At 63.7% G+C, this 21,068-nt stretch carries 17 protein-coding genes and 1 pseudogene; 11 read left to right on the top strand and 7 right to left on the bottom strand.

Annotated elements, in window-relative coordinates; translation table 11 throughout:
- Nucleotides 1-195 precede the first annotated feature (195 nt).
- Nucleotides 196-503: pseudogene (locus ABZN20_RS04455) on the bottom strand (transposase); the annotation flags it as partial.
- Between the two features lie 243 nt (nt 504-746).
- On the opposite strand from ABZN20_RS04455, the gene ABZN20_RS04450 reads away from it, so the two are divergent.
- A complete protein-coding gene (locus tag ABZN20_RS04450) occupies nt 747-1,274 on the top strand; it encodes a winged helix-turn-helix domain-containing protein (RefSeq protein ID WP_255556456.1) in 528 nt (175 codons plus the stop codon).
- 18 nt (nt 1,275-1,292) lie between these two features.
- Here the strand turns inward: ABZN20_RS04450 and ABZN20_RS04445 are convergent, their stop codons facing one another.
- The 3 genes from ABZN20_RS04445 to ABZN20_RS04435 all read right to left on the bottom strand — a co-directional run bounded on the left by ABZN20_RS04445 (nt 1,293) and on the right by ABZN20_RS04435 (nt 6,560).
- Nucleotides 1,293-2,786 carry a PKD domain-containing protein gene (locus ABZN20_RS04445; protein WP_367026888.1) on the bottom strand — a complete coding sequence of 498 codons (1,494 nt, stop codon included), beginning with the start codon at nt 2,784-2,786 and terminating at the stop codon, nt 1,293-1,295.
- Nucleotides 2,787-2,820: 34 nt separating this feature from the next.
- Nucleotides 2,821-4,359: a hypothetical protein gene (locus ABZN20_RS04440; RefSeq protein WP_367026887.1), complete on the bottom strand. Its 1,539-nt coding sequence runs from the start codon at nt 4,357-4,359 to the stop codon at nt 2,821-2,823.
- A 461-nt stretch (nt 4,360-4,820) separates the two neighbouring features.
- Nucleotides 4,821-6,560, bottom strand: coding sequence for a porin (locus ABZN20_RS04435; protein ID WP_367026886.1), 1,740 nt, complete (start codon nt 6,558-6,560; stop codon nt 4,821-4,823).
- Nucleotides 6,561-6,887: 327 nt separating this feature from the next.
- Between ABZN20_RS04435 and modA (ABZN20_RS04430) the strand changes: the two genes are divergently transcribed.
- From modA (ABZN20_RS04430) to ABZN20_RS04405, 6 genes are all read left to right on the top strand, one after another.
- The gene (gene modA / locus ABZN20_RS04430) at nt 6,888-7,637 is read left to right on the top strand and encodes a molybdate ABC transporter substrate-binding protein (protein ID WP_367026885.1); all 750 of its coding nucleotides are present in this window, start codon (nt 6,888-6,890) and stop codon (nt 7,635-7,637) included.
- 29 nt (nt 7,638-7,666) lie between these two features.
- The gene (gene modA / locus ABZN20_RS04425; protein ID WP_367026884.1) at nt 7,667-8,437 is read left to right on the top strand and encodes a molybdate ABC transporter substrate-binding protein; all 771 of its coding nucleotides are present in this window, start codon (nt 7,667-7,669) and stop codon (nt 8,435-8,437) included.
- 13 nt (nt 8,438-8,450) lie between these two features.
- Nucleotides 8,451-9,128 carry a molybdate ABC transporter permease subunit gene (modB, locus tag ABZN20_RS04420; protein ID WP_367026883.1) on the top strand — a complete coding sequence of 226 codons (678 nt, stop codon included), beginning with the start codon at nt 8,451-8,453 and terminating at the stop codon, nt 9,126-9,128.
- A 1-nt stretch (nt 9,129) separates the two neighbouring features.
- Nucleotides 9,130-10,200, top strand: coding sequence for a molybdenum ABC transporter ATP-binding protein (modC, locus tag ABZN20_RS04415; protein WP_367026882.1), 1,071 nt, complete (start codon nt 9,130-9,132; stop codon nt 10,198-10,200).
- 129 nt (nt 10,201-10,329) lie between these two features.
- A complete protein-coding gene (locus ABZN20_RS04410; protein ID WP_367026881.1) occupies nt 10,330-10,758 on the top strand; it encodes a TOBE domain-containing protein in 429 nt (142 codons plus the stop codon).
- A 98-nt stretch (nt 10,759-10,856) separates the two neighbouring features.
- On the top strand, nt 10,857-11,660 hold the full coding sequence (locus ABZN20_RS04405) for a sulfite exporter TauE/SafE family protein (RefSeq protein WP_367026880.1): 804 nt from the start codon (nt 10,857-10,859) through the stop codon (nt 11,658-11,660).
- 50 nt (nt 11,661-11,710) lie between these two features.
- Here ABZN20_RS04405 and htpX read toward each other — a convergent pair whose 3' ends face one another.
- On the bottom strand, nt 11,711-12,595 hold the full coding sequence (gene htpX, locus ABZN20_RS04400) for a protease HtpX (RefSeq protein ID WP_218806778.1): 885 nt from the start codon (nt 12,593-12,595) through the stop codon (nt 11,711-11,713).
- 107 nt (nt 12,596-12,702) lie between these two features.
- On the opposite strand from htpX, the gene ABZN20_RS04395 reads away from it, so the two are divergent.
- The 4 genes from ABZN20_RS04395 (at nt 12,703) to ABZN20_RS04380 (ending at nt 18,514) form a co-directional block, all read left to right on the top strand.
- Entirely contained in the window at nt 12,703-13,446 is a 744-nt protein-coding gene (locus ABZN20_RS04395; protein ID WP_367026879.1) for a class I SAM-dependent methyltransferase, read from the top strand.
- A gap of 26 nt (nt 13,447-13,472) precedes the next feature.
- Nucleotides 13,473-14,816, top strand: coding sequence for a DNA repair protein RadA (radA, locus tag ABZN20_RS04390; protein ID WP_423246442.1), 1,344 nt, complete (start codon nt 13,473-13,475; stop codon nt 14,814-14,816).
- Between the two features lie 248 nt (nt 14,817-15,064).
- Nucleotides 15,065-17,269 (top strand): FG-GAP repeat protein, encoded by a 2,205-nt coding sequence (locus ABZN20_RS04385; protein WP_367026878.1) that lies wholly within the window; start codon nt 15,065-15,067, stop codon nt 17,267-17,269.
- 297 nt (nt 17,270-17,566) lie between these two features.
- Nucleotides 17,567-18,514 (top strand): integrase, encoded by a 948-nt coding sequence (locus tag ABZN20_RS04380; protein WP_218809135.1) that lies wholly within the window; start codon nt 17,567-17,569, stop codon nt 18,512-18,514.
- A 20-nt stretch (nt 18,515-18,534) separates the two neighbouring features.
- Here ABZN20_RS04380 and ABZN20_RS04375 read toward each other — a convergent pair whose 3' ends face one another.
- Both ABZN20_RS04375 and ABZN20_RS04370 read right to left on the bottom strand, forming a co-directional pair.
- The gene (locus ABZN20_RS04375; RefSeq protein WP_367026877.1) at nt 18,535-19,422 is read right to left on the bottom strand and encodes a hypothetical protein; all 888 of its coding nucleotides are present in this window, start codon (nt 19,420-19,422) and stop codon (nt 18,535-18,537) included.
- 199 nt (nt 19,423-19,621) lie between these two features.
- Complete coding sequence (locus tag ABZN20_RS04370) at nt 19,622-21,013, bottom strand: IS1380 family transposase (protein ID WP_367025178.1); 1,392 nt, start codon at nt 21,011-21,013, stop codon at nt 19,622-19,624.
- Between the last annotated feature and the right edge of the window lie 55 nt (nt 21,014-21,068).

Genomic DNA, 21,068 nt, shown 5'->3' with positions numbered 1-21,068 from the left:
AAAATGCCCCCTGCGCCCGATAGCTTGGCCAGCTGCCTATTTTTTCAGCACACCGAACTGGCCTACGCCCCCCTATGAGGCATGGGTGGCCCCTCGACCTGCCTCTTTTCACGGGGGGCCGGAATTCCAGACACTGGACGCAATCAACCCTCCGAGTCCTGCCGGATCCTCCTCGGTTAATGGGATGGACTCCTCCAGCTTGAACAGCTTCAGGATAGGGCTCATGGGCTGCGCCTTGGCCAGTTCGGTTTGTGACACAGGGTGTGCTCCCGCAGGCTGAGGATCAGGCGGTAGGCGGCGCAGGCATAGAGCAGGCGCAGGTGATTGGCGAGGAAGGCGTGGTCGGCGGTGCGATCACTGGCCAGATCGTTCTTCACCGCCTGGATGAAGTTCTCGTCCTGGCCGCGGGCGCAGTACAGGTCCCGGTACAGCGCCTCGGGCGTCGGATCGGCGAGCGAGGTCACGACAAAGCGCGGGTTGTCGCCCAGGCCCCTGACCTCTGCCGGGTAGTGTTCCAAGATAGGCAGGGCCGCAGCGGGGGGGTTGCCGCACTCGAAGGAGCGCGGGACTTTGCCGGTAGCGCAGAGATTGCGCCGTACCTCGGCGAGCTGAGACACGGAAGCAAAAAGTCGCGCACCTTGACCACGGCTTCGCGTCGTTCAAGGGGATATCATGGCGCTTGCAGAACCGTTACGATTGTCCGTCATCGATTGATCGTTCGATCGCTGCCTCCCGAAGAGTTGCGAATGCCATCCGAGAAACTCCAATTTCCCGACCCTGGCCCAAACCCGCCGGTGCTGCAATCCGGCACCGGCCCTGTGCCTGAAGAGACGCAGCAACCGCGCAAGCGGCGCACCAAGAAGACGGCGCATCCGCCTCGCTGTTTCCTCGAGCCGAAGTTCAAACTGACCTTGCGTCTGCTCTACGGCACCGAAATCGCCTTCGGCCCCGGCAAGGCCGAGTTGCTGGAGGCGATCGAACAGACCGGGTCGATATCGGCCGCCGGCCGCAGCATGGACATGAGCTACCGGCGAGCCTGGCTGCTGGTCGACACCATGAACCGTTCCTTCCGCGAGCCGGTGGTGGATGCCTCCCGTGGCGGGCGGCACGGGGGAGGTGCCCACCTGACGCCCTTCGGCAAGGAGGTGCTGGAGCGCTACCGCGAGGTTCAGGGGTCGCTCCAGCAAGTCGCCGATACCTACCTGCGGCTATTTCGTCCTTGTATGGCTACGACGCCGCCGATCGGGGAATCAATTCCCCATCCGGATTCCTGACGGCGCCAGGAGAGCGGCTCAGGGTTCCACGACCACCGATACGGCATCGCACACCACGGGCGACTGGCCGGTCGGTTTGACGCAAACCCGCAGCACGCCCTGGGCGGTGATCTGCTTCCGGGTCGGCTTCCAGTTGAAGCTCCGTTTCTTGGCTGCCGCGGTTCCGATCGTCTTGAAATTCGCCCCGTCTTTGGCGAACTGGATCTTCACTTGGCGGCTGCCTTTGATGGTGCCGGGATCCCAGCCGATCTGCTGCTTGACCTTGACCTTCCACTGAGTGGGTGCCGTCAGCGTAATGAGCTGAGTTGCGCTGACTTCCACCTGGGTAGCCGCGGTCGAGAAGGCGGCGCCGTCGCTCACGGTGAGTTCGAATCCATAGCTACCTTCCTGCGCCGGTGTGAAGCTGGCCTTTGCCGTCGCATCCCCGGCCAGGACAACCGCGACCGGGCCGGATACCTGAGTCCATTGGTATGCCAGGGGCGAGGGACCTTGATCCGGATCATTGCTGGCACTTCCGTCGAGCGTTACGAGCTGCCCCACGACCGCTGCTTTGGACGCTCCCGCATTGGCAACCGGCGGCTGATTCACCGCGCCCGCCGTTACGGTGACGGCAGCCGTGGCCGAGGCTTCACCGTCGCCCACGGTGAGCCGGAAGCCGTAGATGCCGGCCTTTGCGGCGGTGAAACTCGGTTTGGCCGTGTTGCCTCCGGTCAAGGCCGTGAAGGGCCCGGAGGTCTGGCTCCAGGCGTAGGACAGGGGATCGGGACCGTTGTCAGGGTCATGGCTGGCGCTGCCGTCCAGCGTCACTACCGTTCCCTGGTCGACTGTCCGGGCGCTGCCGGCATCCGCGACGGGCGGTTGGTTGGCGTTGGCCTGGGCGGAAAAGCTCAGCTTGCCGTCGCCGCCCAGGGTCCAGGCGCCGAGCGCCCGGACGATGCCGCCGGCCGTCTCTCCCGTCGAGTTGCTGACGAAATAGAACGGCAAGGCTTGGCCGACCTGGCCGACGCTGCTTCCGCCCAATTCCCCATTGAGACTCGGCCCCCAGTGGTCGCCGTCGAAGTAGCCGGCGTCCCCGACGCCGAATACACCGCTGGAACCGGTGAGGTAGCTGGCGTAAACCAGCATGCGCTGTCTCACCGCATCCACTGCGACGAAGCTGCGGCCGAAGATCCCCCGTCCCTCGGCGGACGTCAGGAGGTAGCCCCATTGGGCGATGTTGCTTTGATCCGGCTTGAGCGCGAGGAACGCCGCGACGTTGTACACGAGGTTGGGTTTGCCCAGAAAGGCGGCAAAGCTCCCGTCCGATGCCAGGTCGGCGCTGGCGGACGGATTTTGCAGGAACTGGTCCATCGTCATACCGAGGTCCCGGTAGTAGGACTTGCGGCTGTCCGGATCGAGCACTGCGATGAACAGGGAGGAGGGCGCGCCATTGCCGCCGTTGCTGGTGAGCGCTAAGGCATGCCCGGTCCAGAAGGCAAGCAGCCAGAGGCCTAGGGTGAAGAATCTGGTCATGATAGATGTCCCGCGTGAGTTGCCCACTGGCCGTTCAGAGGTTAGGCGTCTGTCCTTCCGCAACCTGGGGATAGGTGCAATTGTCCAGGCTGCCCGTGGGGGCATGGGTGTAGCCGGTAACCGGATTGTTGGGATCGAAGGGATGCGTCACCGAATAGCCTTGCGCCGCCACGGCGATGAATGAGCCTTTGCCCCAGGGTTGGGCGATGGCGGCATTCAACTGGCCGAACATGCTGGGCGTCGTGGCGTCGGTGGCGATCTTCTGGATCAGGGTCAGGGCGTCGCCGGTCGGAGCGGGGGCGTTCCGCCGCCAGACGTAGGCCGCTTCCGAGAAATACTGGTAGTGGCCCGCGGCGACTTCCTCCACCGTCGGCGCCGCGCCGTCGATCTTGATGTAGCGGTAGCCGAGGGCCAGATTGCCGTTGCGTTCGGTGGTCAGCATGCCGACGGCCCAGGCTTTGGCGGCATTGGGGTTAAAGGTGCCGTTGTTGCTGCCGTCGTTGAAGTCCGCCAGACAATGTTCCTCCATGGTGACCTGGGGGGGGGGCACGACCACGGGACCGGCGACCGGATTGCTGATTTCCACCGGCACCGAACCGGTCGCGGCGCAGGGGGTGTTGAGGAAATAGGCGTTGATGGCCGCCTGGGTGCTGGCGCCTTTGTTTCTGCGGCAGATGTGGACCAGCGGGGTGCTGAAGGACCCGCTGTTGAAATCCGTCAGCGGCTTGGAGCTTGCGCTGGACGAACCGGAGGCGGTGAATTCCACCTTCACGTCACTCCACTTGCCGATACGGCCGGCGAACAGGCTGGTCAGGAAGCCCTTGCTCAGCGAGGGCATGCAGTCTTCCGTTTCCCGCAGGCTGGCATCGGTCAGGCACTGCGCGTCGAGCTTGCCTTGCGCCACCTGGGCTTCCTGAAGAGCGTCACGGAGATTCTTGCTGACGGGGGTGTTCTGCAGTACGGCGCCGGCGTTCTTGACGGTCAGCGTCGCGGCGACCGCAGCCGGCGTAGGCTGGTTGAACGAAGTGTCGTCGATCTTCGCGTTGAAATTGACGTCGCGGAAAATCTGCGGGTCGATGTCCGACACCCCCATGTCAGGCAGGGCCTTGAACACGTCACCCGGGCGGTCGGTCCGGCAGGTCCAGCTTTGCGAGCCGGCGGATATGCACTGGGCTTCCCCCCCCGGCGAGTTGTTGATGCCCATGAAATTGATGGTCTTTTCGGGCTCCAGCAACGGATAGACGCCGGTGATGGCGCCGCTGCGGTTGCGTTTGAGCAGCAACAGCTTGGGATCCTTGAGATTGAGCCCAGGGACTTTGCTGGAATCGATCTGGCAGAAGAACGCCTTGTAGTAGGTGCCCTTCCCGGCGGCATCGGCGTCCTTGTAGGTGTCGAGGGTTCCTGGTTTACACAGGTCGTCCAGCACCTTCTTGAAGTTGTTGTCCTGAATGGTGGAGCCGGCGATGCGAATGGTGATGTCCGGGGTTTGGCTGGGCTGCAGGGCCGGCGCTGCAGCGCTGAAAATCCAGAGTCCGCCGGACATCAGGGCGGAATTCTTAACGGAAAGCTTCATCTCTCGTCTCCAGTAGCGTTGTTCAGGTATTCGTCAGCCAAGCCGAGACTCTTCCCGGTCCGGTTCCTCCTCGAGGGAGGAACCGGAGCGAGTCAGCATGCGAGGGCGTGTTTTCGTTATAGCGAAATAGATATATCGATGTCAAACGCGGGAAAGCGTTCCGGGACGGACAAACGCCTTGCTTTCGGCGCATCGGCGACTGTCGATCGATGTGAGCGTCCTGTCCTGACAGCGGGGCTTGAAGCCGGCTGAAGGACGGAAGGCCGCCTGGATCGGCCGGCGCAAATGGGGCTGAGCGGCACCGCTGGCCTTTAGTGATTCCGTCGGGTTCGTCTCGATGTCCGAAGAGTGTTAACGTTCGTGAAATATAATGAATGCATTATCGATCGCGTCCGACCGCCTACGGAGAGTTGACGGTTCGAAAGTCGGACGGCCATCGATACTCCCTCGGCACGCAGAGGCTAATAGGCGATCTGGAACCGCGTGAACCATGCCTGCTCTTGGCGCCGGTTTTCGCCGTTCGATCCGCCGCCGCCCTGGAAGTAGGTATTGTTGTAGTCGGTCTGCATTTTCATGAACGGGTTGAGGTACCAGTTCAGTGCAACGCCCCAACTGTTGGCGCTGGAGACCGAGGTCAGAGGATTGGCCAGAGTGGCGCTCCTGCCGTTCGCTCCGGTAAACGGCTCGAAGGCGTGAGAGTCGATCGCCAGCCCGGTCCAGCGGCCGGCCAGCACGAAGGCGCCCCAGTTGCCGGCCAACGGATCGAAGTTGTTTTGAGGCTTGATCCCGAAGAAGCCGTCGCGTTCCCCGGTGAGGACGTAGGTAGCCTCCAGGTTCCATGCCCGGTTGTCCATGCGGGTCTCGTAACTCGTGGACTTGCTGCCGGAAGTGCTGGTGGCGAGGACCCGATGGTTGGTCCAGAGGTATTCGCCCAGCAGGCCGAACGGACCGTAGTACCAGTAAGCCTGTGGGTAGTAGCGGTACGCGTTGCCGTTGGCGACGACCGCCGAGGTGTTGGTACCGCTTCCGCCGTAGTTGAAGATGGTCTGCTGGCCGACGCTGATCAGCTTGTTGAGCGTCTGGTTGATCGGATTCCCCCAGGTGCCGGCGACGCCGATCCCCAGACCCTCCAGCGGTTCGATGCCGCTCTTGAGAAACGGATGGGAGAAGACGCGGGCGGCGATGTCCTTTTCCTGGTCGACCTCGACATCGCTCTGGCCGACCGGTGTGCTGTCGCCCGTTCCGTTGAACCAGCCGAATTCGTAGGAAATCCAGTCCCGGAACACCGGCTGGATCGAGTAGTGCGGCTTGTAGCCCGGATAACCGATCTGACCGTGCAGCATGGCGCCGACGTCACGGTTCGGGGCAATCTGCGCCGGATAGCCGCGCTCCACGAAATCGAGGTTGGTTGCGGTCTTGTAGCGCTCCAGGCTCATGGGGACCCGCATCTTGCCTACCTGCAGGGCGGCTTCCGGGATGTAATGGGCGTCGATGAAGGCGTCGAACAGTTGGAGCTGGCTGTTGGCGAAATCGGGCGATACCCGCCAATCGACCCATTTGAACAACTGGCCTTCCAGGGTGAGGCGGGCGCGCCGGATCAGCGCCGAGTCGGTGAGGTCGGAGCCGGGATTTCTGGTCTTGTTCGAACCGTCGAAGAAAGTCCGGAAATCGGCTTGCAAGTAGCCCCGCAGGGCAAGTTTGTAGTTGCCGTCGGCGGAGGACCAGGCGATGCCGCGGTCGCCGATCTCCGTGAGGGTGCTCTTCTTGGCTTTCTCCTCTGCAGCGGATTTTTGGGCTTCGGTGGTTTTTTCCAAGGTGGTCACCCGCTCATGGAGCTCGGTGACCTTATTGGGATCGAAGCCTTCGGTCGGCCATTGCTGGAAACTGCTGATCCAGCTTTCCAATTCCTTGTCGGCCCTGGCCTGGGCAGCCTTTTCGGCCTGGTCGGACGGGCCGGTTTTGACTTTGACCGGCTTGGGCACCGCCGCGGCGGTAGCCGCGACGAGTTTCTGCGTCGCGGCCAGTTTCAGTTTCAGATCGGCGTTCTCCTGCTCGGATTTTTCCAGCTTGTTTTCGAGTTGCAGCATCCGCTGCTCCATGGCCTGCATGCGTTCCTCCATGGTCATCGAAAATGTCTCCGGCGCATGCACCAGCGCGGGACCGGCTGCGATCATCAGAGGGGGCAATTTTCGCAATCTCATGACAAGGTTCTCCGTTGTCGGGTTGGTCAGAATATCGGTAAAAATATAACGCGAGACGCGCGACAAGCGCGGTGGTGCGGCATGATGGAGAGATGTTGTGGCGGCTATGATGTAAAGGGGCGCCAGGCGTAGCCAGCTAGTGTCTGATCAATGGATCATTTACAATCCGCGTGGTTAATCGGCGCTCGCCGGTACTTTACACTGTCTTTCAACGACCCGAAGATCAACCTTTCGATATATTTGGAGTAGCATATCTAGTTGGTCATAGTCCGGAATTGACGGAAGGACGCGCCGGGTTGCCCTCGGCAACTATTTTGGAGACATCTGATGAATGCCTTGAAATTTCTTGGTTTGTTCGCATGTGCGCTGATTTCCGGACTTTCCTTTGGCGCGGAAGTGAATGTCGCGGTTGCTGCGAACTTCACCGGTCCCATGGAAAAGATCGCTTCGGCGTTCGGGCGGGAGACCGGCCACAAGGCCACCATCGCTTATGGGACGGTCGGAAAGTTCTACGCACAGATCAAGAACGGCGCACCTTTCGAGGTGCTGATTTCCTCCGATGCCGAAACCCCGAGCCGCTTGGAGCAGGAGGGACTGGCGATCCCCGCAAGCCGTTTCACCTACGCGGTCGGCAAGCTCGTGCTGTGGAGCGCCAAGCCGGGCGTCGTCGACGACAAAGGGGAGGTGCTCAAACGGGGGGCGTATCGGCATCTGGCGCTGGCGAACCCGAAGATGGCCGTCTACGGCGCGGCGGCGGTGGATGTCATGAACAAGCTGGGTGTGGCTTCGGCGCTCGAACCGAAGTTCGTGCTGGGAGAGAGCGTCACCCAGGCCTACCAGTTTACCGCCAGCGGCAACGCGGACCTCGGCTTCGTCGCTTTGTCCCAGATTTATCAGGATGGCCGTTTCGCGTCGGGCTCGCATTGGGTGGTGCCGGCGGAGTTGTATCCAAGGCTCAGGCAGGATGCGGTGCTGCTCACCAAGGGCAGGAACAATCCGGCAGCGACGGAACTGCTCGCGTATCTGAAGAGCGAAGCGGCCAAGGAGATCATTCGCGCATACGGTTACGAACTTTGATCCTGAATTCAAAATAAGGAACAAATACAATGAGTTTCACAAAAGTTCTGCTGGCTGCATGCGTCCTGCTTTCGACAAGCGCAGCCCATGCCGGGAAGATCACGGTCGCGGCCGCGGCCGATCTCAAATTCGCGATGGATGAGATCGTTGCGACGTTCAAGAAATCCAATGCCGGCGAGGACGTGGAGGTGATCTACGGCTCCTCCGGCAAATTCCACACCCAGATTCAGGAAGGGGCGCCCTACGACCTCTATTTTTCCGCCGACATCGGTTTTCCCCGTGAACTGGTGAATAAAGGCCTGGCCGCCTCGGAAGTCAAACCTTACGCTTTCGGTCGCATCGTGCTGTGGAGTGCGACCCTCGATGCCACCAGGATGAATCTGAGCAGTCTTGCCGATTCCAAGTTCGCCCGCATCGCCATCGCCAACCCCAAGCATGCGCCTTACGGCAAGCGTGCCGAAGAGGCATTGCGCGCCGCGGGTGTGTGGGAGCAGGTGGAACCGAAGCTGGTGTACGGCGAGAATATCGCGGCCACGGCGCTGTTCGTACAGACGGGCAACGCTCAGATCGGCGTCATCGCACTGTCTCTGGCACTGAATCCGGAGCTGGCGAGCAAGGGCGGCTACTGGCTGATCCCGGATTCCCTGCACGAGCCTCTCGAACAGGGTTTCATCATCACGAAGCGGGCGGAGAGCAATCCCTTGGCCAGACGTTTCGCCGAATATATGAGCGGCAAAGAGGCCCGTGCCGTGATGACGCGGTACGGCTTCGTGCTGCCGGGCGAGAGCGTGAAAAAATAGCCGGGCCGCCAGGATGTTCCTGTCCGACAGCGATCTTCAGGCGATCTGGCTCACCGTCAGGCTGGCGAGCATCGTCACCGCGATCCTGCTCGTCGTCGGGACGCCCATCGCCTGGTGGCTGGCGCGTACACGATCGAAATGGAAAGGCCCGATCGGCGCCGTGGTGGCTTTGCCCCTGGTGCTGCCGCCATCGGTACTGGGGTTCTACCTGCTGCTGGCGATGGGGCCTTACGGGCCGGTCGGTTACCTGACAAGCGAGTTGGGCATCGGCCCGCTGCCGTTCACGTTCTGGGGACTGGTGCTGGCCTCGGTATTCTATTCATTGCCTTTCATGGTTCAGCCGGTGCAGAACGCCTTCGAGGCCATCGGCGACCGGCCGCTGGAAGTGGCCGCGACGCTGCGCGCGGCGCCGCTGGATGCGTTCTTCAGCGTCGCTTTGCCGTTGGCGCTGCCGGGTTTTCTCACCGCCGGCATTCTGACGTTCGCGCACACCGTCGGGGAATTCGGCGTCGTGCTGATGATAGGCGGCAACATACCGGGCGTGACGCGGGTGGCTTCGGTTCAGATTTACGACCATGTCGAGGCGTTGGAGTATGCCCAGGCCCATCGGCTGGCGGCGGTGATGCTGGTGTTTTCGTTTCTGGTTCTGCTGGGGCTCTACGCCTGGCGGCCCAACCCCAAGAAGGCGTGACATGGGGGAGATTCGCGCCCGTTTCCGGGTCGACTGGCCGGGTTTCCGGCTCGACGTCGACCTTGCCCTGCCCGGACGGGGAGTGACGGCCTTGTTCGGCCATTCCGGTTCGGGAAAGACCACGCTCCTGCGCTGCATCGCGGGACTCGAACGCGCCTCCCCCGGCCAGCTCGCGTTCAACGGCGAAGTCTGGCAGGACGAAAGAACCTGGGTTCCCACCCACAGGCGGCCGTTGGGCTATGTTTTTCAGGAAGCCAGCCTGTTTCCCCATCTGACGGTCCTCGGCAATCTGCGCTTCGGGATGAAACGGGCATCCGCGCAGCGAAGGGTGGGCCTGGATCAGGCCGTGGAGCTCTTGGGCATCGGCCATCTCCTGGACCGAAGGCCGGACCGGCTATCCGGCGGAGAGCGCCAGCGTGTCGCCATTGCCAGAGCGCTCGCCGTCGGCCCGCGCATCCTGCTCATGGACGAGCCGCTTGCCGCACTCGATCTCAAGCGCAAGCAGGAAATCCTGCCGTACCTGGAGCGCCTGCACGACGAGCTGGACATTCCGGTCATGTATGTGAGCCATTCTCCCGATGAGGTGGCACGGCTGGCGGATCACCTCGTTGCGATGGAGGAGGGGCGGGTGATCGCCGCCGGCCCCTTGAAAGAAACCCTCGCGCGGCTCGATCTGCCCATTCGGCTCGGCGAGGATGCCGGGGCGGTGCTGGATGCCGTGGTGGGGGAGAGGGACGAGTCCTGGCATCTGGCGCGCGTTGATTTTCCAGGCGGCAGTTTATGGACCAGGGATCGGGGGATTCCGGTGGGGCGCAGGATAAGGGTGCGTGTGCTGGCCCGCGACGTCAGCTTGGCCCGGCAACGGCAGGAGGAAACCAGTGTGCTCAATCTGCTGCGGGGACGGGTGGACGCGATCGAGGACGAGGACCATCCGGGCTTGGCGCTGGTGCGGGTGCGGGTGGGAGAATCGCCTTTGCTTGCGCGGTTGACGAAGCGTTCCGCCTCGGCGCTCGGCATCGTCCGAGGCCAGGAGGTATGGGTTCAGGTGAAGTCCGTCGCTTTGATGGAATGAGCCGGCGGCGGTACGGGGCAAGCCGCATCCGGGAGACTGCGGCATCGTCCATGCCCGCTGCGACGGAGGGTTGCCGCCACTTCCGGATGCGACATTTTCTGGCGGCCAATGAGACAAAGGAGTCGAGTCATGAAAACGAGTGCACGCAATCAGTATTTCGGCAAGATCACCGCCGTCAACGTCGGCGGGGTCAATGCCGAGGTGGCCGTGGGTCTCCAGGGAGGGCAGAGCATCGTTGCCGCGATCACCAAGGAGTCGGTGGAGAAGCTCGGGGTCAAAGTGGGGGGCGATGCCGTCGCTCTGGTCAAGGCGCCCCAGGTCATCATCGTCACGGACACCGCCGGCTACCGCCTGTCCGCCCGCAACCAACTGAGCGGCAAGGTGAGTCGCATCCACAAGGGAGCGGTCAATTCCGACGTCATCATCGATCTGGGCGGCGGCGAGACCGTGGCAGCGACGATCACCAACGACAGCCTCGAAGCGCTGGGGCTGGCGGAAGGCCAGACCGCCACGGCGGTGTTCAAGGCCGGCTCCGTCATTCTCGGCGTGGCCAGCTAAGCGCTGTCGGCCGCTCCGGCTCGCGCATCCAGCCGGAGCGGATTTCCCAATACCAAATGTAGCCTGGGCTGAGGCACGAAGCCCAGGAGCACCAGAACATGCTTTCCGAATCCTCCGAAACCCATTCGCCGTTTGCCGTATTCGGCAGCGGGGCCGTGATCGGCACATTGGGCGGGCTGATCGGCCTCGGCGGAGCGGAGTTCCGGCTTCCTCTGCTGATCGGCCTGTTCGGCTTCGGCGCGCTGGAGGCGGTCATCCTGAACAAGGCGATGAGCCTCATCGTGGTGGCCACCGCCTTGCCGCTCCGCACCGGAGCCGTCCCTTTTTCCAGCGTACTGTCCCGGTGGGACGTGGTCCTCACGCTGCTTTCCGGAAGTCTCGCCGGGGCCTGGTTCGGCGCAGGTTGGGCGACCCGTCTCCAGTCACGGACCCTCTACCGCGTGATCGCGGTGCTGCTGGTGGGAATCGCCGCTGCCTTGCTGTGGGGGCATGGTGTGGAGGCCGGGCGTTCCGCGTCGCTGGAAGGCTTTGCCCTGGCCCTGGCGGGCGCGCTTGCCGGTGTCGGCATCGGCGTGGTCGCGGCGGTTCTGGGGGTCGCGGGTGGCGAACTGCTCATTCCCACCCTCGTTCTGCTGTTCGGCCTCGATCTCAAGCTGGCCGGGAGCCTGTCCCTCGCCGTCAGCCTCCCCACCATGGTGACGAGCTTCGCCCGCTACAGCCGCGACCGGAGCTTCGCGGTGATCGGCGCGCAACGCCGCTTCCTCGCCGTCATGGCGCTGGGGTCGCTCACCGGGGTCTGGCTGGGCGGCCTGCTGCTCGGCGTGGTTCCTGCGGCCTGGCTGCTGCCCGCGTTGGCGGCGATTCTGGCGACATCGGCCGTCAAGGTCTGGCGCCACGGCTGACCCTCTCACGCGAGGAGAGAGGGTCAGGACGACGGCGCCGCACGCCCGGCTCAGCGCAGGTTCTGCAGCGCGGCGATGCGCTCCTCCAGCGGCGGATGGCTCATGAACAGCCGGCTCATGCCGCCGCCACCGCCGATGCCGAAGGCGGCGAGCTGGCCGGGCAGGTCGTGCGGTTCCTGCGCCCGCTGGAGCGCGCGCAGGGCGTCGATCATCTTGCCGCGGCCGGCCAGGCGGGCACCGCCGGCATCGGCGCGGAACTCGCGCCAGCGCGAGAACCACATGACGATCATGGTGGCCAGGATCGACAGCACGATCTGCGCGATCATCTGGGTGATGTAATAGGCCGGTCCGTAGCCACCGCGGTCGTTCTCGGAGCGGAACAGCACCCGGTCGACCAGGTGGCCGGCAATGGTGGCGAAGAAATACACGAAGGTGTTGACCACGCCTTGCAGGAGGCCCATCGTCACCATGTCGCCGTTGGAGACATGGCTCATTTCATGGCCGAGCACGGCTTCGACTTCGTCCGGGTTCATGTTCTGCAACAGGCCGGTGCTGACCGCGACCAGCGAGCTGTTCTTGCTGGCGCCGGTGGCGAAGGCGTTCGGTTCCGGCGATTCGAAAATGCCGACTTCCGGCATGCCGAGCCCGAGCTGCCGGGCTTGGCGGGCCACGGTGTCGACCAGCCAGCTCTCGGTGCTGTTGGACGGCCGTTCGATGACGAAGACGCCCATGGATTGCTTCGCCATCCATTTGGACATCAGCAGCGAGATGAAGGAACCGCTCATGCCTATGACCGCGGAGAACACCAGCAGGCTGTTGAGGTCGAGGTCGACCCCCTGCTGTGCCAGCAGTTGGCCCAGGCCGAGCACGTTGAAGACGATGCTGATCAGCACCAGCACGGCGGCGTTGGTTAGCAGGAACAAGAGGATGCGCATGGCGGGAATACCCGTGGTTGGTTTGAGTGCTACCATAATCTGCGGCGTCCGGGTGAAAAATCAAGCGCCGCCCGGTTTTCTTTCGACGATGCGGTAACTCACTCTCCATGAACGCGATTCCGAATTTGCACACCGCCGAGAGGCTGTTCTCCGGCGCCATAGCCGAAGAATACGAAAAGCTCAAATTGATCTGTCCCGCCGCCGCGGAGATGAGCCGGCGCGTCGGAGAGTTCATGGCCGAATGGCTGCGGGGGCGGGCAGTCCCGGACAGCGTGCTGGAGCTCGGCTGCGGTACCGGCGTGACCACCGCGGCCCTGCTCGCGGCGCTGGGCGAGGCGCCGCTGACCGCCATCGATTCAGAGCCCGCCATGCTGGCCCAGGCTAGAGCGAATCTTGCGCCCTGGATCGAGGCGGGGCGCTTGCGGCTCGTCGAGAACGACGCCCTGTCGTTTCTCCGCGCACAGGCCGACGGCAGCGTCGACATCATCGCTTCCGCCTTCACCCTGCACAATTTCATGGACGGCTACCGGAGCGAAGTGCTGCGGGAAATCTTCCGGGTGCTCAAGCCCGGCGGGCTGTTCGTGAACGGCGACCGCTACGGGCTGGACGACACCCTGGAACATACCCGGCTCATCCAGGAAGAGGTCAAACAGTACTTCAAGGTGTTCCGGGACCTGAACCGTATCGACCTGTTGGAGCATTGGATCGTCCATCTGTTCAGCGACGAATCGCCAGACCGAGTGATGCGGCTGGCTCCGGCTCTGGAGAGCATGGCGGAAATCGGATACCAAGCCGTCACCGTGCATTATCGGAACGAGGTGAACGCGCTCGTGAGCGGAGTCAAGCTCTGAGCGGGATTCGCTCCAAGCCTGGCAGGATCGTCTACCGCTGCACCGAGTGCGGCCAGAGCCAGCCCAAATGGTCCGGTCAGTGCGGCGGCTGCGGTTTGTGGAACACTCTGGCCGAGGAGGTCGAAGCGCCCGCGCCCAGCCGGCGCCAAGTCGGCTACGCCGGTGTCGCCGAGGCGAGCGTCCCGGTCTCCCTGGCCGAGGTGTCCCTGGAGGAACTGTCGCGCGTCGGCAGCGGCCTGGCGGAACTCGACCGGGTGCTCGGCGGCGGCGTGGTGCCGGGTTCGGCGATCCTGCTCGGCGGCGATCCCGGTATCGGCAAATCGACCCTATTGCTGCAGACGCTGGCTTATCTGGGCAAGAGCGCGCGCACGCTGTACGTGACCGGCGAGGAATCGCTCAGCCAGGTCAGCCTGCGGGCGCATCGGCTGGGCCTCAACGGCGGGGATATCCAGGCGCTGGCCGAAACCTCGCTGGAACGCATCCTCGGCGCGGCAAGCCAGCACAAGCCCGAGGTGCTGGTGGTCGATTCGATCCAGACCGTATACAGCGAGTCCCTGCAATCGGCGCCCGGTTCGGTGGGGCAGGTGCGGGAATGCGCGGCGCAACTGGTGCGCTACGCCAAGCAGAGTTCGACCACCGTGTTCCTGGTCGGCCACGTCACCAAGGAGGGCGCGCTGGCCGGTCCCCGGGTGCTGGAGCACATGGTCGACACCGTGCTGTATTTCGAGGGCGATGCGTCCAGCCGCTACCGGGTGGTGCGCTCGTTCAAGAACCGCTTCGGCGCGGTCAACGAACTCGGCGTGTTCGCCATGACCGAGACCGGTCTCAAGGAAGTCCGCAACCCTTCGGCCATCTTCCTGTCGCGGGGCGACGAGGACATGCCGGGCAGCATCGTCACCGTGACCCGCGAGGGCAGCCGGCCCTTGCTGGTGGAAGTCCAGGCCCTGGTCGACGAATCCCATCTCCAGGCCCCGCGGCGGCTGGTGGTGGGCATGGAGATGAACCGCCTGGCGATGCTGCTGGCGGTGCTGCACCGCCACGGCGGGGTTCCCGTCGCGGCGCAGGACGTATTCGTCAACCTGGTCGGCGGCGTCCGTCTCACCGAGACCGCCGGCGACCTCGCCGTCGCCTGCGCCGTGGTCTCCAGTTTCCGCGACCGCTCGGTGCCCGGCGACTGGGTCGTCTTCGGCGAACTCGGCCTCAATGGCGAAATCCGCCCCGTGCCCAACGGTGAAGAGAGGCTGCGTGAAGCCGCCAAGCACGGTTTCAAACACGCCCTGGTGCCGGCCAAGAACGCGCCGAAGCAGGGTGTGCCCGGCGTTTCCATCATCCCCGCGAAAAATTTGCGGGAAGCGATCAACGCGCTCTGACGGCGCATCTGCCGGATTTCCTCCCTCTCACCGGCAAGGTCCGGGCTCGACGCCATCGCGTAAGCGAAACGTAAGCGCCGCGAAAGGACTCGCCGATTCCGCACTGTTAGCCTCGTGTCGCTTTGTCCGGTTGCATGCTGACGGATGCAAGGCGGGACCCGGGTCAACTTCTTCCGCTCCAAGGGTTTCGCTGCAGTCCCGTGCCTGCATCCGGACGGGATGAATCGAAACCGTGAGAGAGGAACCATATGATGATGAGGGATGCAAGCCCATTATCTTTGAGCCCGGTGCTGGGGCACTGCGTGCTGAGGCTGGTGCTGGCCGCCGGGCTCTGGGGTCCGGCGGCCGCTCATGCCGCGGCTGTTCCGGAGATTCCAAGTGAACTCAAGACGGCGGTGAGCGCGGATCTGCGCTGCATCGAAGCGGCGGGCGCGAACGGCTACCGGGGGTTGAATCCGGAAAACCGGATGACGCTGAACTTCGACGGGCGCAGCGTGCAACTGGCGCCCACCGGCAAGGACAAGTCCTGGCACTGGGGTCTGGAGCTGGCCGGATTTGGCACGCCGGGTCATTTGCAACCGGTTCTGCCGGCACGAGTCGCGGTGACTGGGCAGCGGGTGGAATACCGCCGAGGACCCTTGACCGAATGGTATGAGAACCGCCCCGAAGGGTTGGAGCAAGGCTTCACCGTCGCCAAGCCGCCGGTGGCTGGCGCATCAGAAATCGAGTTGAGTCTGAGCGCGAGCGGCGGGCTCAAGGCCGAGATCGAGGCCGGCGGGCACAGCGCCAAGCTGCGCGACCCGAGCGGCCGTGTGGTATTGGCCTACCGCGACTTGAGTGTGGCCGATGCCAAAGGCAAAGCACTGCCGGCACAGATGACCTTGGCCGGAGAAAGTCTCGCCATCCGGGTCGATGTCCGCGGCGCGGCTTGGCCCATCGTGGTCGATCCTCTGATCGTCAGCGAGCAGGCCAAGCTGACGGCCAGTGACCGGAACGCGCAAGACTATTTCGGGTTTTCGGTTGCTGTGTCGGGTGACACCGCGGTCGTGGGAGCGCCTGGCGCTGACGGTCCCGGAGTTCCCGGACTTCCCGACGTGGGCGCGGCTTATGTGTATGTGCGGATTGCAGGAGGAACGACCTGGACTCAGCAAGCGAAGCTCACGGCCAGCGACTGGACACCGTCCGATTATTTCGGCACGTCCGTCGCCGTAGGGGGTGACACCGTCGTAGTCGGAGCGCCGGCCGCAGAAGTGCTCAGCGAGTGCTGCGTCGGGGCGGCATATGTCTTCGTCAAGCCCGCCGGCGGTTGGACGAATGCCACCGAAACGGCCAAGCTGACGGCGAGCGATTGGATTCAGAACAGTGATTTTGGCAGGTCGGTGGCCGTGTCCGGCGATACCGTATTGGTAGGGGCACCTGTCGGTTCCGCCGGTTACGGCGCGGGCTACGTCTACTCCAAACCTCCGGGCGGCTGGACGAGCGGCACCGAGACGGCCAAGCTGACCGGAACTGATTCGGTGGTCGACGACAGATTCGGTTTCTCCGTGGCGCTGTCGGGGGAGACCGCAGTCGTGGGCGCACCGTACGCTATTTTGGGGGGCACCCAGTCCTGGACTGGGGCGGCCTATGTGTATGTCAAGCCTGCCGGTGGCTGGGTCGATACGACCGAGCAAGCGAGACTCCGCGCCAGCGATGGCGATACGGGGGATTCTTTCGGTTGGTCGGTGGCCACGGCGGAAAACACGATTGTTGCGGGGGCTCCGTATGCGGACACGTCGGCCGCCGATGATTCCGGCGCCGCTTATGTCTTCGCAAAGCCCCTCGGGGGTTGGTCGAGCGGAACGGAAACCGCCAAGCTCGCCGCCAGTGACGGACAGCCCTTTGATTTGTTGGGCTGGTCGGTAGGGGCATGGGGCGATACCGTGTTGGCTGGCGCCATATACGCCCACGTTGCGGCGGAGGTGAAGGGGGCTGCCTACCTCTATACCCGGCCTGCGGGCGGATGGACGAACGGAACCGAGGCGGCGAGGCTTACCGCCTCCGACGGCGGCCAGTACGACAACTTCGGTTCTGCCGTGTCGGTATCGGGGGCGACGGCGGTGGTCGGTGCGTCTTACGCCAGTGGCGGCATAGCAGCGCTTCAAGCCGGCGCTGCCTACGTCTACGTGCGTCCGCAGCACACCCTGACCGTGACGAAAGCCGGAACCGGCACCGGCAAGGTGACGAGCGATCCGGCGGGCATCGACTGCGGCGGGGTGTGCCAGGTGAGCTATCCGAAAGACACCGTGGTCACCCTGACCGCCCAGCCCTCGCCCGGGTCGATCTTCCTGGGCTGGGGCAGTTCTTGCGGCTACCAGGGCGTCGGCGCACCGGTGCTGCCACTCAATCAGTGCCAAGTCAAGCTGAACAAGGCCAAGACGGTCAAGGCCAAGTTCGTCAAGGTATTGCCCTAGCCGCAAGGGCAGACTCAGAACCCGCTCATCTCCGGCCGGCGTCCGGAAATGAGCGGGTTCGTTTCGACCGGCTTCCGATCTTGATCATTGCGCAATTGTCCCGTTCCCAGTGCGCTTTCGTCCAAGAAAACATCGGAGCGTTCGTTCACAATCCACGTATACCTTTGATTGTTTGGCCAGGACGAAGTGAAGACAGCGACATCTACCACTACTGCAACGCAATCGCAGCGGCGCAATGCGCCAATCACGAGATCGGGCCAGCCCTCGCGGCGGAATGCCGACCTCCTCTTGACGCGGGTGATCCGGGACTACGTTCGCGCCCGCCACAACAAAGTCCGCTATGAACGGCTGCGGCAGGCGGAAAGCCATTTGGTCCGCTGCGCCGAAATCCTCGGCGACCGGCCGGTCGGTGCATACCGGTCCGAGGACATCCGTATTCTGCTGAACGAGCTGCGCGGCGCCTATGGCTTGTCCGCCGCGACCGCCAACGGTTATCTCGGTTCGTTGTCGGCTCTCTTCAACTGGGCCATCGCGGAGCGGCGTTACGGCTTCGAGCGAAATCCTTGCAACGGCTGTCGGCTGCCGGACGAGAGCGTCGTGGCGGAACTGCGCCAGCAAAGTGGCGACAAACCGCTCAGCCCGGAGCATCTGAAGATCTTCTTCGAGTCCGAGCATGGACGGAAAGGCGTCAACACGGCCTACAAGTATTGGATTCCCCTGATCCAGCTCTATGCGGGCGCCCGCATCGGCGAAATCTGCCGGCTCACCCCCGAAGACATCGTGGAGCTTCCCGGCGGCATCCCGGCTTTCCGTCTGGTAGCGGCCAACGCCCGGCTGTCCGTCATGCGCAAATTGCGTTTCGTGCCTGTTCACCCCCGGTTGGTGGCCCTTGGGCTGCTCGAGCATGCAAGAAATCAGCGCGGCCGCGACACGCTGTGGCCGGGGCTGAAGATTCCGCGCCTGGGCAGCAAAGGACAGAACCTTGGAATGTGGCTCAACCGGCACTTGAACGCGCTGGGGCTGAAGCGGGAAGGGCGGCGTTCCGACGTTTTCCGCGCCACGTTCCGGGCCTCTTTGAGGCAGGCGGGCGTTGCCGAATTGCATGTCGACGCCCTGCTGGGGTTGACCGGAAGCGGTGGCGGCGGCTGCGCCAAGCCTCTCTGGGAAACCCATCCGGATGTGCTCCTGCGCGAACTGGCCAAGCTCGACTATGGCATCGAGCACGCCGCGCCTCCGGCGAGATAGCGGCGGAGACCTCCGGCGCGTTATGAGGGCGATGGCAGTGCTTGTGGGGCGAGCGGCCGGAGAGCGCTTAACAAGGTTCCGGCCAGAATCCTGCCTTCGTCAGTGTCGCCCAGGCCATCGGCAAGTCCGCGGAGTACGGTTGCGGCCTGACGGTGATGTTCCTCCGCAGTGGCGCTATCGCCCCAACGCTCATGCAATTCGGCCGCCGCGGCATGCACCTGCCAGGCCGCCAGCGGCACTTCTCCGTCCTCCGCGAAAGTCAGTGCTTGCTCGATTCGGGCCGCGGCTTCGGGCCGGTCGTTCTCAGCCTGGGCGCACAACGCGAGAAGGCGATGGCCGATTGCCAAGAAGTGGCGGTTGCCCGGCGGGGTGGCGAGCTCCAGGAGCCGTCCCGCCGCGGAGCGCGCCTTCCCGGAGTCGCCTTCGGCCAGCCAATAGGCGCCAAGGTTTTCGTAGAACATCAGCCGGTAACGCAATTCGATCAGGGCGCCACCGTCCAAAGCTTGCTCGATTTCGTGAAAGAACCTCCAGGCTTCGGTAAGACGGCCGAGGCCCAGGTAGGTATGCCCGTACATGAGTTGGTAAACGTACTTGGTGTATTGGTCGCCCAGATAGTTGGCCACATTCATACAGAAGACTTCGGCGCCTTGAAAATCAAATGCCTGCAAATGCAGTGCCGCCTTAACCAGCTGATACGCTGTGTCAATGAAGAGGTTGGAGTTCTGGCTGGCGGTATGCAGGCCTTCGTCGATAGCCGAAACCAACTGCCGCCAGTTTCCGGAATATAGCAGTGGCCAGGTGCGGTAATACTGTCCCCCCATGTAATTGAAGCTGTCTCTCTGTCGTAGACTGAGCTGCACGACTTCATCGGCTGTGCAGAGAGCGTCCATATAGCCCGGATGTTTCATAAAAATGCCCCCTGCGCCCGATAGCTTGGCCAGCTGCCTATTTTTTCAGTCCACCGAACTGACCTACGCCCCCCATGAGGCATGGGCAGCCCCTCGACCTGCCTCTTTTCGCGGGGGTGGTGGCCGGAATCCAGACACTGGACGCAATCAACCCTCCGAGTCCTGCCGGATCCTCCTCGGTTGAGGGTGACGGCGCGCTTCAGGCCATGGCCGGTGGTCGGACGAGATAGAGTATCTCGGTGACCCGGTGCAACAGCGCCTTCACCGGACAGGCGCTCGGCAAGTGCAACTTGATCCGGTCCTTGTACTGCACCACCCGCACCGCCAGCTTGAACAGCTTCAGGATGAGGGTCATGGGCTGCGCCTTGGCCAGTTCGGTGTGGCACAGGGTGTGCTCCCGCAGGCTGTGGATCAGGCTGTAGGCGGCACAGGCATAGAACAGGCGCAGGTGGTTGGCGAGGAAGGCATGGTCGGCGGTGCGATCACTGGCCAGATCGTTCTTCACCGCCTTGATGAAGTTCTCGTCCTGGCCGCGTGCGCAGTACAGATCCCGGTACAGCGCCTCCGGCGTCGGGTCGGCGAGCGAGGTCACGACGAAGCGCGGGTTGTCCCCCAGGCCCATGACCTCGGCCTTGAGCACCACCCGATAGGCCTTGGGCCAGGAACCGGCCTGGTAGGCCACCTCGTCATACAAACGGGTCGCCGCCGGCTCGGGCTGTTCGGCGCGGCGAGCGAAATCACAGCGTTGCGCATGCAAGGCGCGCGTCTTGGCAAGCAGCGGCTCGGCCTTGGGCGTCAGCACCTGGTTGCCGGCCAGGCCGAAGAGGAAATCCATCCGTGCATCGGCTTCGCACAGGGCCATCAACTCCGGGTTGGCGAAATGGCCATCCCCGCGCAGGACGAGGTGGGTATCCGGCCAGGCCTGGCGCAGGCGGCGCACGACCCGCTGGAGGATGGCGGCGTTCTCGCGCCCGGTGGGGCGTTTGCCGGGCCGCAGCACGGCGGTGATGAACTTGCCGGAGAGGCCCTCGAACAAGAACAGCGGCAGATAGCAGTGGCTGCCGTAGTGGTGATTGTAGAAGGCCAGTTCCTGCTGCCCGTGGGTGCGGTCTTCGGAGTGGTCCATGTCCAAGACGATGACCGCGGGCGGGGTGGTGTAGCTGGCGATGAAGGCATCGACGAAGGCGCGGGCCAGGCGGTAGATGTCCTTGCGGGAGACTCCGTTCTCCAAGCGCGAGAAGGTGGGGCCGGAAGCCAGGGCGTTGTCGGCATCCAACGGCGCCCGCTCGGCCGCCAGCTTGAACACGGGATCGTGGCGCAGGCTGTTGGCGTCGTTGCCGTCGGCATAGCCGCAGGCGGTCTGGAAGATGCGCTGACGCAGGAGGTCGGCCAAGCTGTGGGCGATGTAGGAAGGGTGCCGGCGATCCTGAATGGCCGAGGCCAGACGGGCGATCAATCCGGTCTGCCGATCCACGCCCTGCAGGAGGAGGGCGCCGAAGTCGCTGGACACCGCGCCGCCTTCGAAGTCGGCACGGACGGTGAAGCCGGCGACGGTGGGAAAACGGAGCTGGGTCGGGATAGAATCACTCATTGGGCGGTCTCGTTTAGGCTTCGTACGAAGCGTTATTGGCGCAACTCCAATTATA

Source organism: Methylococcus sp. ANG (assembly GCF_040730495.1).
Lineage (GTDB): Bacteria > Pseudomonadota > Gammaproteobacteria > Methylococcales > Methylococcaceae > Methylococcus.
The sequence above is the reverse complement of the archived record's forward strand: the minus strand, read 5'-3'. Positions and strand labels throughout refer to the sequence as shown.